11 protein-coding genes are annotated in these 12519 nt (G+C 72.4%); 4 read left to right on the top strand and 7 right to left on the bottom strand.

The window, feature by feature from the left end:
• The first annotated feature begins 7 nt into the window (after positions 1-7).
• From ureG to OO68_RS07005, 3 genes are all read left to right on the top strand, one after another.
• Positions 8-685 (top strand): urease accessory protein UreG, encoded by a 678-nt coding sequence (gene ureG, locus OO68_RS07015; RefSeq protein ID WP_033307247.1) that lies wholly within the window; start codon positions 8-10, stop codon positions 683-685.
• Positions 682-1455 (top strand): urease accessory protein UreD, encoded by a 774-nt coding sequence (locus tag OO68_RS07010; RefSeq protein ID WP_403548409.1) that lies wholly within the window; start codon positions 682-684, stop codon positions 1453-1455. The genes ureG and OO68_RS07010 overlap by 4 nt, the downstream gene beginning before the upstream one ends.
• A 130-nt stretch (positions 1456-1585) precedes the next feature.
• On the top strand, positions 1586-3187 hold the full coding sequence (locus OO68_RS07005) for an alpha/beta hydrolase (protein WP_033307246.1): 1602 nt from the start codon (positions 1586-1588) through the stop codon (positions 3185-3187).
• Positions 3188-3237: 50 nt separating this feature from the next.
• Here the strand turns inward: OO68_RS07005 and OO68_RS07000 are convergent, their stop codons facing one another.
• Together OO68_RS07000 and OO68_RS06995 are read right to left on the bottom strand one after the other, a co-directional pair.
• On the bottom strand, positions 3238-4269 hold the full coding sequence (locus tag OO68_RS07000; RefSeq protein WP_209442552.1) for an NAD-dependent epimerase/dehydratase family protein: 1032 nt from the start codon (positions 4267-4269) through the stop codon (positions 3238-3240).
• A 59-nt stretch (positions 4270-4328) separates the two neighbouring features.
• Positions 4329-5048 carry a lysophospholipid acyltransferase family protein gene (locus tag OO68_RS06995; protein WP_033307244.1) on the bottom strand — a complete coding sequence of 240 codons (720 nt, stop codon included), beginning with the start codon at positions 5046-5048 and terminating at the stop codon, positions 4329-4331.
• 354 nt (positions 5049-5402) lie between these two features.
• Here OO68_RS06995 and OO68_RS06990 point away from each other — a divergent pair, with 354 nt between their 5' ends.
• The gene (locus OO68_RS06990; protein WP_033307243.1) at positions 5403-5858 is read left to right on the top strand and encodes an RpiB/LacA/LacB family sugar-phosphate isomerase; all 456 of its coding nucleotides are present in this window, start codon (positions 5403-5405) and stop codon (positions 5856-5858) included.
• Position 5859: 1 nt separating this feature from the next.
• Here OO68_RS06990 and OO68_RS06985 read toward each other — a convergent pair whose 3' ends face one another.
• The 5 genes from OO68_RS06985 to OO68_RS06965 all read right to left on the bottom strand — a co-directional run bounded on the left by OO68_RS06985 (position 5860) and on the right by OO68_RS06965 (position 12499).
• Positions 5860-7098 (bottom strand): PP2C family protein-serine/threonine phosphatase, encoded by a 1239-nt coding sequence (locus OO68_RS06985; RefSeq protein WP_033307242.1) that lies wholly within the window; start codon positions 7096-7098, stop codon positions 5860-5862.
• Positions 7099-7164: 66 nt separating this feature from the next.
• Positions 7165-9624, bottom strand: coding sequence for a SpoIIE family protein phosphatase (locus OO68_RS06980; protein ID WP_033307241.1), 2460 nt, complete (start codon positions 9622-9624; stop codon positions 7165-7167).
• Between the two features lie 149 nt (positions 9625-9773).
• Positions 9774-11027, bottom strand: a complete 1254-nt coding sequence (rocD, locus tag OO68_RS06975) for an ornithine--oxo-acid transaminase (protein WP_033307240.1) — start codon at positions 11025-11027, stop codon at positions 9774-9776.
• A complete protein-coding gene (gene ddaH / locus OO68_RS06970; RefSeq protein WP_033307239.1) occupies positions 11024-11854 on the bottom strand; it encodes a dimethylargininase in 831 nt (276 codons plus the stop codon). Before ddaH ends, rocD begins: the two co-directional genes overlap by 4 nt.
• 126 nt (positions 11855-11980) lie before the next feature.
• On the bottom strand, positions 11981-12499 hold the full coding sequence (locus OO68_RS06965) for an Lrp/AsnC family transcriptional regulator (RefSeq protein WP_033307238.1): 519 nt from the start codon (positions 12497-12499) through the stop codon (positions 11981-11983).
• Positions 12500-12519 lie beyond the last annotated feature (20 nt).

The following is a 12519-nucleotide window of genomic DNA, read 5'->3' as shown; positions in this document are numbered from 1 at the left end:
GCCGCACATGCACCTCGACCACACCAACCACGGCCCCACCGCCCTCAGCGCGGACGCCCACCGCCCCGACGGCACCCGCAGAGCGCTCCGCATCGGGCTCGGCGGCCCCGTGGGCTCCGGGAAGACCGCCACCGTCGCCGCGCTCTGCCGGGCGCTGCGGGACGAACTGGCGCTCGCCGTCGTCACCAACGACATCTACACCCGGGAGGACGCCGAGTTCCTGCTCCGCGAGGCCGTGCTGCCGCCCGAGCGGATCACCGCCGTGGAGACGGGCGCCTGCCCGCACACCGCGATCAGGGACGACATCTCCGCGAACCTGGAAGCGGTGGAGGACCTGGAGGACGCGGCCGGGCCGCTGGACCTGGTGCTCGTGGAGTCCGGCGGGGACAACCTCACCGCCACCTTCTCCAAGGGGCTCGTCGACGCGCAGATCTTCGTGATCGACGTGGCCGGGGGCGACGACATCCCGCGCAAGGGCGGCCCCGGCGTGACCACCGCCGACCTGCTCGTCGTCAACAAGACCGACCTCGCCCCGTACGTCGGCTCCGATCTCGCCCGGATGGCCGCCGACGCCAAGGCGCAGCGCGCCGAACTGCCGGTCGTCTTCCAGTCGTTGCGGAGCGAGGCCGGAGTGGCGGACGTCGCCGCGTGGGTGCGTGCGCAGCTCGCCGCGTGGACCGCGTGAGCGTGCGTTCCGGGGCCGGCGTGCGGTCCGTGGCGCGGATCGTCGCCCGTGCCGACGGGCGCGGCGGGACCTCGCTGCCCGTGCTGGAGAGCGACGGGCCCCTGGCGCTGCGGCGCACCCGGGCCACCGGCTCCGAGACGCGGGTCATGCTGGTCGGGGCGATGAGCGGACCGCTCGGCGGTGACCACTTCACCGTGGAGGCACGGGTGGAGGAGGGAGCGTGCCTGTCCGTCGGATCCGCCGCCGCCACCATCGCGCTGCCCGGGCAGGCCAAGGGCGACGCCCGCTACGACGTCCGGCTCGAAGTCGCCGACGGTGCTGAACTACACTGGCTGCCCGAACAGTTGATCTCCGCCCAGGGCAGTGACCTGCATGTCGCCACACGGGTCGAGCTCGCCGCGACCGCCCGGCTGGTGCTGCGCGAGGAGCAGATACTCGGACGCGTGGGTGAGGAACCCGGGCGGCTCACGAGCCGTCTGAGCGTGCGGGTGGCCGGGCAGGCCGTACTCGACCAGGAACTGGCCTGCGGGCCCGGCGCCCCGGGCGGCTGGGACGGGCCCGCCGTGCTGGCGGGGCGCCGGGCGGTCGGTCAACTCATCGTCGTACGGCCGGAGTTCGCCGCCGCGCCGGTAACCGCCGGGGTCCTGGGGGAGGGGGCCTCGGTGGTGCCGCTCGCCGGGCCCGCCGCGCTGGTGACGGCGGTGGCGCCGGACGCCCTCGGCCTGCGGCGGCTGCTCGACGAGGCCCTCGCGTCACTCCCGCGGACGTAGACGTCCGTAGAGCAGAACCAGCTCTCCGTTTATCGGATTGGCAAAGAAGGACGTCCGCCTCTGTTGTCAGGGACCTCACAAACGGGAGGATCCCCCGTACTGATCGCAACGAGGTACGGGGAGGTCCCCCTTGAGGGGTTCGAGACCGAAGAGGCGGGTGGCGGCGCTCGGTTCGGCCGGCGCGCTCGTCACGGCCACGCTGATAGCCGGTGCCGTCGCGGCGCCCACGGCGAACGCGAACGCGAGCGGTGGCCACGGCCAGGACCGGGAGGCCCGAGGCACCGCGATCGCCGCAGCCCGGGCCGCGAAGGCCGGCATCGACTGGCAGGACTGCCCCGCCGACTGGAATCTGGCCAAGCCGATCCAGTGCGGATACGTCACCGTGCCGCTCGACTACGCCAAGCCCTACGGCAAGCAGATCAAGCTCGCCGTCGACCGCATCGGCAACACGGGCACCAAGGCCGAGCGGCAGGGCGCGCTCATCTACAACCCCGGCGGCCCCGGCGGCTCCGGACTGCGTTTCCCGGCCCGGGTCACCAACAAGAACGCCGTCTGGGCCAACGCGGCCAAGGCCTACGACTTCGTGGGCTTCGACCCGCGCGGCGTCGGCAAGTCGACGCCCATCTCCTGTGTGGACCCGCAGGAGTTCGTCAAGGCACCCAAGATGGACCCGGTGCCCGACTCGGAGGCGGACAAGCTCGCCCAGCGCAAGCTGGCCCGCGAGTACGCCGAGGGCTGCCAGGAGCGCAGCGGCTGGATGCTGCCGCACATGACCACGCCGAACACCGCGCGCGATCTCGACGTCATCCGCGCCGCGCTCGGCGAGAAGAAGCTCAACTTCCTCGGCGTCTCCTACGGCACCTACCTGGGCGCCGTCTACGGCACGCTCTTCCCGGGCCACGTGCGCCGCATGGTCCTCGACAGCGTCGTCAACCCCTCCCGCGAGAAGATCTGGTACCAGGCCAACCTGGATCAGGACGTCGCCTTCGAGGGCCGTTGGAAGGACTGGCAGGACTGGGTCGCGAAGAACGACGCGACCTACCACCTGGGCGACACCCGCGCCGAGGTCCAGCAGCAGTGGCTGCAGCTGCGCGCCACCGCCAAGAAGAGCCCGCTCGGCGGGATCGTCGGCCCGGCCGAGCTCATCTCCTTCTTCCAGAGCGCCCCGTACTACGACTCCGCCTGGGCGCCGGCCGCGTCGGTCTTCAGCAAGTACGTCGCCGGCGACACCCAGGCACTCGTCGACGCCGCCGCTCCCGACCTGTCCGACACGGCGGGCAACGCCGCCTCGGAGAACGGCAACGCCGTCTACACGGCCGTGGAGTGCGCCGACGCCAAGTGGCCCACCAGCTGGCAGCGGTGGGACCGCGACAACACCCGGCTCCACCAGGATCACCCGTTCATGACCTGGGCCAACGCCTGGATGAACCTGCCGTGCGCCACCTGGCCGGCCAAACAGCAGACACCGGTGAACGTCAAGACCGGCAAGGGCCTGCCCGGTGTGCTCATCGTCCAGTCCGAGCGGGACGCGGCCACCCCGTACGAGGGCGCCGTGGAGCTGCACAAGCGGTTCAAGGGCTCCCGCCTGATCACGGAGAAGGACGCGGGCTCCCACGGTGTGACGAGCCTGGTCAACCCGTGCATCAACCCCCGGGTGGACAGCTACCTGCTCACCGGCAAGCTGGACGCCGCCGACGTGACGTGCGCGCCGCACGCCACGCCGAAGCCTTAGCCGTCGTCCGACGGTGACGAGGGGCGGCCGTGACACCGGCCGCCCCTTGCTCATGCCTGCCCGGCCGCGAACCAGGCGTCCTCCGCTGCGTAGTCGAAGAGGTCCGGGTAGGTGCGGGCGAGGGTGGGGAACGCCTCCCGCCAGTCCTGCCCGGACAACCGGCGGACGAGCCACTCGACCGTCCCGGGCAGGCTCTCCGGGTAGGACACGACCGGCCGGTACCCCAGCTCCCGCTCCGCGGCCGACATGTCGCACACCACCGGCAGCTCCACCGACCAAGGGGAACTGCCCACGGACCCCTGCGCCGGCCCGTCCAGCAGAACGGTCTCCGTCGCCACCCCCATGACCGCGTCCACGGCGGCCCCGATCTCCGACACGGCCGGTGGCAGCGGATCGCAGGCGTTGAGCACCCGGGAGCCCGGCCGGGCCGCGGCCAGCCGGATCAGTTCGGCGATGTTGCGTGCCGCCGACGTGTGGAAGAGGCTCTCACCCCGGAAGGCGAGCACTCGCCTTCGCCGGCCGTCGAGGTTGCGCTTGACGAAGTACAGCTCGCGGGGGAGCGGGCTGTACGGTCCGTGGATCGCGCCCGGGCGCAGCACGGTGACGGGCAACCGGTCTGCCGCCGTCAGGAGTTCACGCTCCAGGGCGACCTTGCCGGTGCTGTACGAGGTGTCCCCCGGCGGGGCCGTCACCTGGTCCTCCCCGATCGGCACCGGGTACCTCGGGAGGCCGTCCGGCTCGCCCATGGTGTCGAAGCCGCGGCCCTCGCCGTCCTCGTACACCGACACGCTCGACACCACCACGGCCGCGCCGATCCGGCCGGCCAGGCCCGTCAACTGCCGTGCGTGCCGGGCCCCGTAGGCGACCAGGTCGACCACGAGGTCGCAGCCGTCGCCGATCAGCGCGCCGAGCGCCGCGTCGTCCTCGCGGTCCAGCCGCCGCGTCCGCACCTCACCGGGCCAGTCCTCGTCCCGGCCGCCGCCGCGTGACACGGCCGTCACCTCCCAGCCGTCCCGCGCCAGCGCCTGCACCGCCGGCCTCCCGATCTGACCGCCGGCCCCGATCACCACTGCACGTCCCATGCCGCGACCGTAGATCGCCGCAGGGCGGCCGGGGAACCGGCCTCTGCCGACAGCAGAACTCAACTGAGGTGCATGCGCCGGAACTTGCGCTCCTTCGCGGCGGCGGCCTCCTCGGCCTTCACCACGGCCGCGTACCGGTCGACGTACTCCTGCTCGGACAGCGAGAGGATCGCGTACATGATCTCGTCGGTGATGGCGCGCAGGACGGCCTTCTCGTTCTCCATGCCCTCGTAGCGGGAGAAGTCGAGGGGCTTGCCGAAGCGGATCACGACGGGGTGGATGCTGGGGATGACCTTGCCGGGCGGCTGGGCCTCGAAGGTGCCGATCATCGCGCAGGGGATCACCGGCACGCCGGCCTTGAGGGCCATCACCGCCACTCCGACCTTGCCCTTGTAGAGCCGGCCGTCGTGCGAGCGGGTGCCCTCGGGGTAGATGCCGAGCAGCTCGTCCTTGCTCAGCACGCCGAGGCCCTCGCGGATGGCGGCCTGGCCCGCGTCCTTGCCGGAGCGGTCGACCGGAATCTGCCCCGCGCTGCGGAAGAAGAACGCCGTCAGGCGGCCCTTGACCCCGGGGCCCGTGAAGTACTCGGCCTTCGCGAGGAAGGTGATGCGCCGTTTGAGGATGGCGGGCATCAGAAAGTGGTCCGAGAACGACAGGTGGTTGCCGGCGATGATCGCGGCGCCCTCCGCGGGCACGTGCTCCAGACCCTCTATTCGAGGCCGGAAGACCAGTCGCAGCAGCGGACCCAGCAGCACGTATTTCAGCAGGTAGTAGAACAAAGCGGGCGCTCCTCGACTCTCGCGGTGGACTCAACCGCCGCGTTCCAGCAGGTCAACCGGCATGTCGTGGGGTGCCAGTGTAGGTGCAGGCACGGCCACCGGGCACCTCGTGCGGGCGGGCCGCACAGATCCTTCGCCATTTGACTGATGGTCAGTCAGGCGGGTGCTTCCGATGGTGCTCATGCGGCTGGGGAGAACCGCGGGACCAGCGTGCTGCGCAGCCCGGGCGACGGGCAAGCCGAACGGGTGGCCTGGCGCGATAGCCGGGGGTGCGTGGCGGGGCGGTGGCTCTTGCGGGCGGACGGCCGCTGTGGGCCGGTGGCCTTCGCCGCTCCGCCGAGTAACCTGCCAGACATGCGGATCGCTGTTTCCTCGGACATGGACGAACCCGTCGCCCGCTCCCTCGTCGCCGCCCTGCGCGAGCGGGGGCACGACGTGCGCCCGCACGGCGCGCTGCGCCCGGGCGACGACCCGCAGTGGGCGGTGTGCTCCGAGGCCGCGGCCCGCGAGGTCGCCGAGGGTACGGCGGACCAGGCGGTGGTGTGCTGCTGGACCGGCACGGGCGCCTCGATCGCGGCGAACAAGGTGCCCGGCGTACGGGCCGCCCTGTGCACCGACGCCTACACGGCCGACGGGGCCCGCCGCTGGAACGACGCCAACGTGCTCGCGCTCAGCCTGCGGCTGACGTCGCAGCCCCTGCTGACGGAGATCCTCGACGCGTGGTTCGCCGGTGAGCCCAGCGCGGACGCCGAGGACCGGCAGAACGTCGACCGCGTCCGGCTGCTCGACCACGGCAAGTCCCGCCTGTAGGTCACAGTCGCACGATGATCAGCGCCGTGTCGTCGGTGGCGCCGCCCGGCGGCAGCAACTCCGTCAGGACGGTGTCGGCGAGCGTCTCCGGGGCCTGGTCCTTGTGCTCGTGCAGGGCCTCGGCGAGCCGGTCCAGACCGGTGTAGATGTCCTCGGTGCGCCGTTCGATCAGACCGTCGGTGTAGAGCACGAGCGTGGCGCCCCGCTGGAACGTGGTCTCGGCCTGCGGCCGTGGGATCGGGTCCGGACGGGCGTCCAGCGGCGTGTCCGTGGCCTGGTCGAGGAACTCCGTACGGCCGTCCGGGTGGACGAGCACGGGCGGGGGGTGGCCGGCGCTGCTGTACGTGATGACGTGGCGGTCGCAGTCGATGAAGGTCGTCACGGCGGTCGCCGATTCGGCCCCGTTGATCACGTGGGCGTAGCGCCCCAGCACGTCAAGGGCCTGGGCCGGCCCCGCGGCCACCCGGGAGGCCGCACTGAGCGCACTGCGCAACTGGCCCATCACCCCGGCGGCCGCCAGCCCGTGCCCGACCACGTCGCCCACGGCCACGCCGATCCGGTCGCCGCCCACCAGGTCGACCAGGTCGTACCAGTCCCCGCACACGTTGAGCGCGCCCACGGCGGGGCGGTACCGGACGGCGGCCGGGTGATTGCGGACCTGCCGGGGCGCGGGAAGCATCGCCTCCTGCAACGCCAGCGCCACCTCCCGCTCCCGTGAGTGCGCCTGGCGCAGCCGCTCGTTGAGCTCCTGCAGCTCACGGGCTCGGGTGTACAGCTCGGCCTCCAGCACCCGGGCCCGGCTGCCCCGGTTCCCCGGCGAGCCGCCCCGGGCCCGGATCAGCTCCGTGACCTCCTCCACCCGGTGCACGATCAGCACGACTTTGCCGTCCGGGCCGAGCAGCGGAGCGTTCACCGGGCTCCAGTAGCGCTTCTGCCACTCGCCGGGCCGCTCCGGGTCCTCGACGTCGTAGCGCTGCAGGGCCATGGTGTCGCGCTCCCCGGTGGCCAGGACGCGGTACAGCGAGGCCTCCAGATTGCGCATCCCCGTCGCGGCCGGGTCGTTCGGGTTGTCCGGGAAGACGTCGAACAGGTACTTGCCGATCAGCTGCTCCCGCGAGCGGCCGGAGACGCGGACGAACTCGTCGTTGGCGTCCGCGTACACGAGCTCGGGCGTCAGGAGCGCCACCATGCCGGGCAGGGCCTTGAAAACCGCGCCGTAGTCGATCGCCGTCTCCGCCATGGCTGCCGCCTCACCGTCGCCGGGATCACACCAGTTTCGCACGGTATGGGCGAACCTCAACCGGCTTCACTCCGGGAGGTCCGTCAGGGACTGCTCGGCCCAGATGATCTTCCCCTCGGGAAGAAACCGCGTGCCCCACCGCTGCGTGAGCTGGGAGACCAGCAGCAGCCCGCGCCCGCCCTCGTCCGTCGTACGGGGATGGCGCAGATGCGGCGCGGTCGCGCCGCCGTCGAGCACCTCGCACACCAGCGCCCGCTCCCGGATCAGCCGGAGCCGGATGGACCCGGTGGCGTACCGCATGGCGTTGGTGACGAGCTCGCTGACCACCAGCTCCGTGGTGAAGGACAGCTCGTCCAGGCCCCAGCGCGCCAGCTGCCGGGTGGCCGTGCGGCGGGCGTCGGCGACCACGGCCGGGTCCGAGGGCAGCTCCCAGTCCGCCACCTGCTCGCTGCCGAGACGTCTCGTCCGGGCCATCAGCAGGGCCACGTCGTCGTAGGGGCGGGCCGGGACCAGCGCGTCGACCACGGCCCTGCAGTACGTATCGAGCGGGCCCGACCGCTCCAGCGCCCGGCGCAGCCGCTCCCGGCCCGCGTCGACGGCCCAGGTCTCGCCCCGGGCCAGCAGCCCGTCGGTGTGCAGCGCGAGCGTGCTGCCCTCCGCGAGCGGCAGCTCCACCGATTCGAAGGGCGGCCCGCCCACACCGAGCGGCGGCCCTTGGGGCAGGTCCACGAAGACGACCGAGCCGTCGGGCAGCACCACGGCCGGAGCGGGATGCCCCGCCGCGGCCATCGCACATCCGCCGTCGACCGGGTCGTAGACCACGTACAGACACCCGGAACCCGCGACCCGCGCCCCGGCCGACCCCATCGCGCCGGGCTCCCCGCCTTCCTCCCGCGCCGACCGCCCCACCAGGTCGTCGAGGTGCGCCAGCACCTCCTCGGGCGGCAGATCCAGCGCCGCCAGGGTCCGTACGGCCGTCCGCAGCTGCCCCATGGCAGCCGCGGCGTCGATGCCGTGCCCGGGCACCTCGCCCACGACCAGCGCGACCCGCGCCCCGGACAGCGGGATGAGGTCGTACCAGTCGCCGCCGAGACCGGTCAGCTCGTCGGCCGGCCGGTAGCACGCGGCCACCTCGACGGCGTCCTGCTCGGGCAGCCGGTGGGGGAGCAGGCTGCGCTGCAGGACGAGTGCGGCGTCCCGCTCGCGGGTGTAGCGGCGGGCGTTGTCCACGCAGACGCCCGCGCGGGCGACGATGTCCTCGGCCAGCCGCAGGTCCTCCTCGTCGAAGGCCTCCCGGTGATGGCGCCGGTAGAAGGTCGTGATGCCCAGTGTGGTGCCGCGCGAGCGGATCGGCACCGTCATCACGCTGTGCAGGCCCAGCTCCAGGAAGGTGGCCCGGAGGCCGCTCGGGGTGTCCGTGGTCCAGTCCCGGGTCAGCGGGTCGAGCCGCTCCTCCCGCCACGAGCGTCCCGTGGCCAGACAGCGGAAGGGCGGCGTTCCGGCCCGGAAGGCCACCGTCTCGCCGATCTCGATGACCGCCTCGGTGAGGTCGTCCTGCGCGGACCGGTAGCCGGCACGGCGCAACTCCACCGGCTCCTCCGACTCCGCGAGCGGCCCGGGAGCCGGCTCGGCGCCCCGCAGCACCGACTCCAGCAGGTCCACGGTGACGAAATCGGCCAGCCCCGGCACGGCCACGTCGGCCAGCTCCTGCGCCGTGCGCGTGAGGTCCAGGCTGCGGCCGATGCTCTCACCGGCCCGGTCGAGCAGCGCCAGCCGCTGCCGCGCCCTGTGCCGCTCGGTCATGTCCACGACGGTGTAGTACACGCCGAGCGGATGGCCCTGGTCGTCCTCGAGCCGGGTGAACGACAGCATGTGGGCCGTCTCCCGCAACGGGGCCGAACGGACACGGCCCACATGCTCGTAGCCGACCACCGGCTCGCCGGTCTCCAGCACGTGCCGCATCTGAGCCTCGACGGCCTGCGCGTCCATGCCGGGCTGCACGTCCGCGAAGCGCAGACCGAGCCGGCGCGCGGCCGGACCGCCGCCGAACTGCTCCAGAGCGGCGTTCGACCACACGAAGCGCAGGTCCGTGTCCACGATCGCGATACCGACGGGGGCGCCCGCCGCCATCTGCTCCAGGACCGTGCGGCTCATGTCCCAGCCGGGGGCGCCGGTCAGCTCCGACAGGAGCATCAGCCAGCGCGACCCGCCGTGCGCCTCCTCGGCCGAGGCGATCCGGGCCGCCACCTTCACCGGCTGCCCGTCCCTGCGGCGGACCGTCAGCAGCCCCGTCCAGCCGCCGTCCCTGCGGCACCGCTCGACCAGGTCGGGCACGCGCTGCGCGTCCTCGGCGACCAGCAGATCGGCCAGCTTCCTGCCGACCGCCTCCGAAGCGGGGTACGCCAGCAGCCGCCGGGCACCGCGGGTCCAGCCCGTCACCACGCCCTGCGGATCGAGCAACAGGGGCGCCGCGTCGGCCACATCGAACCGCTGCCGGGCCACGTCGTACACCTCGTCTGCGCCCACGGCCGACCTCTCTGTCGCTGAGAGTGGTCTACCACCTCTTGCCCCAATCTTCACCCTTCCGGCGAGAGCGGGCGGCTTGTGCAGGGCCGGTCGGGGAGAAGGGGGCGGCCGGCCCACGTCGAGCCCGCCGCCCCCGCGACCGGGTGCCCTTACCCCAGTGCCTTCTCCAGCGCCGCGAGAGCTCCGGTCAGCTCCTCGCCCGTGATGGTGAGCGGAGGTGCCAGGCGGATCGTGGAGCCGTGGGTGTCCTTCGCCAGGACTCCCTCGCGCATCAGGCGTTCGCTGATCTCGCGGCCGGTGCCGAGCGCGGGGTCGACGTCGACGCCCGCCCACAGGCCGCGCGAGCGGAAGCCGACGACGCCCTTGCCGACCAGCCCCGTCAGACCGTCACGCAGGATCACGCCCAGCTCCGCCGCCCGGCGCTGGAACTCGCCCGTCTCCAGCAGCTCCACCACCGCCGTACCGACGGCGGCCGCCAGCGGATTCCCGCCGAACGTCGAGCCGTGCTCACCCGGGTGCAGCACCCCGAGCACCTCCCGGCGCCCGACCACCGCCGACACCGGCACGATGCCGCCGCCCAGCGCCTTGCCCAGCAGCAGCACGTCCGGCACCACCGGCTCGTGCTCGACCGCCAGCGTGCGGCCCGTGCGGCCGAGCCCGGACTGGATCTCGTCGGCGATGAACAGGCAGCCCTTGCGGCGGGTCAGCTCCCGCACCCCGGCCAGATAGCCGTCGTCGGGGATGATCACCCCCGCCTCGCCCTGGATCGGCTCGATCAGCACCGCGGCCGTCGTCTCGTCGACCGCGGCCTCCATCGCGGCCAGGTCGTTGTACGGCACCACCCGGAAACCCGGGGTGAAGGGCCCGAAGCCCGCCCGGGCCGTCTCGTCGGTGGAGAAGCTGACGATCGTCGTCGTACGGCCGTGGAAGTTGTCCGCCGCGACCACGATCGTGGCCCGGCCGTCCGGGACGCCCTTGACGTCGTAGGCCCACTTGCGGGCCACCTTCACCCCGCTCTCCACCGCCTCCGCACCGGTGTTCATGGGCAGCACCATGTCCATGCCGGTCAGCGCGGCCAGCCGCTCCGCGAATTCGGCGAGCCGGTCGTTGTGGAAGGCGCGCGAGGTGAGCGTCAGCCGGTCCAGCTGACGGTGCGCCGCCTCGATCAGCGCCGGGTGCCGGTGGCCGAAGTTGAGGGCCGAGTAGCCGGCGAGCATGTCGAGGTAGCGCCGCCCCTCCACGTCCTCCACCCAGGTGCCCTCGGCACGCGCGACGACCACCGGCAGCGGGTGGTAGTTGTGCGCGAGGACCGGCTCCTCCGCGCGGATCAGCTCCTGCGAGCCACGGGTCTCCCGCGAGCCGCGGGCCCCCTGAGAGTCCTCGGTGCGGACGGGTGCGGTCATGAGCGGATCTCCCGGATCTCCTGGGTGCAGCACTTGATGCCGCCACCCGCCTTCTGGAACTCGGACAGGTCGACGGGGACGGGGACGTAGCCACGGCCGGCCAGCTGTTCGGCCAGGCCCGTGGCCCCCGGTGAGATGAACACGTGGCGCCCGTCGGAGACGGAGTTGAGCCCGAACGCCATCGCGTCCTCGCGGGTGGCGAGCACCGCGTCCGGGTACAGCCGGGCCAGCACCTCACGGCTGCCCGGCGAGAACGCCTCGGGGTAGTAGACGATGTTGCCGTCGGGTCCGTCGTCGAGGACGAACAGCGCCGTGTCCAGGTGGTAGAAGTACGGATCCACCAGCGTCAGGCTGATCACCGGCGTACCGAAGTACTCCTGCACCTCGCTGTGGGCCTGACGGGTCGTACGGAAGCCCGTCCCGGCCAGAATCCAGCGGCCGGCGGGGACCAGGTCGCCCTCGCCCTCGCACACCGACTCGGGGTGGTACACCTCGTAGCCCTCCGCCTTGAACCACGCCTCGAACGGCACGGACTCGGGACGGCGCTCGGGCGCGTGGAAGAGCGAGCCGAAGACGCGGCCGTCGACGACGACCGCCGCGTTCGCGGCGAAAACCATGTCGGGCAGGCCGGGAACGGGTTTCACACTGTCCACGGTATGGCCGTGGGCACGGTAGGTGTCGACCAGCGCCTGCCACTGGTCCAGGGCGCGGAGCACATCGACGGGTTCGTCGGGATGCATCCACGGGTTGATCGCGTACTGCACGGCGAAGTGTCTGGGTTCGCAGACGAGGTAGCGCCGCCGGCGCGGCACACGGGAGTCGGGCACAGAGGGGTCCCTCCGCTTCCTCACGGTGTGTGACTGGGGATTGACACAACGGTAGGAACTGACGGAGGTGCGCGACAAGAAACAAAGATTGCGCGTTCGCGCAGGAACGCTGCGTCTTCCGGCCGCTCAGCGCACGTCTGCTGCGCCGCCCGGAGCACCCTCCGGGGCCGGATGGCTCGCACCCGCCTCCGGGCTCTCCGGCAGCAGATGGGACAGCACCATCACACTGATCGTCTTCCGGATGAACGGCTCCTGCCTGATCCGCTCCAGCACTTCCTCGAAGTGCTCCACGTCCCGCGCCCGGACGTGCAGCAACGCGTCCGCGCCGCCGGTCACGGTCATCGCCGCGGCGATCTCCGGGTAGTCGCGCACGACCTCGGCCAGCCGCCGCGGCGGGGCGGCGCCCTCGCAGTACACCTCGACGTAGGCCTCCGTGCGCCAGCCCAGCGCCGACGGCTTCACCGTCGCCGAGAACCCGGTGATCACGCCCGTCTCACGCAGCCGGTCGACCCGCCGCTTGACGGCCGTCGCCGACAGCCCGATCGCCGTGCCGATCTCGGCGAACGACGTCCTCGCGTTCGCCATCAACGCTGTGATGATCTTCCGGTCCAGTTCGTCGAACGGCGTGGACGACCTGCTGTTCATGCGGGCACTGTATCCACGTG

It is taken from the genome of Streptomyces iakyrus (assembly GCF_000717055.1).
In the GTDB taxonomy this organism is placed as follows: domain Bacteria; phylum Actinomycetota; class Actinomycetes; order Streptomycetales; family Streptomycetaceae; genus Streptomyces; species Streptomyces iakyrus.
This window is presented reverse-complemented; position numbering and strand designations above follow the sequence as displayed.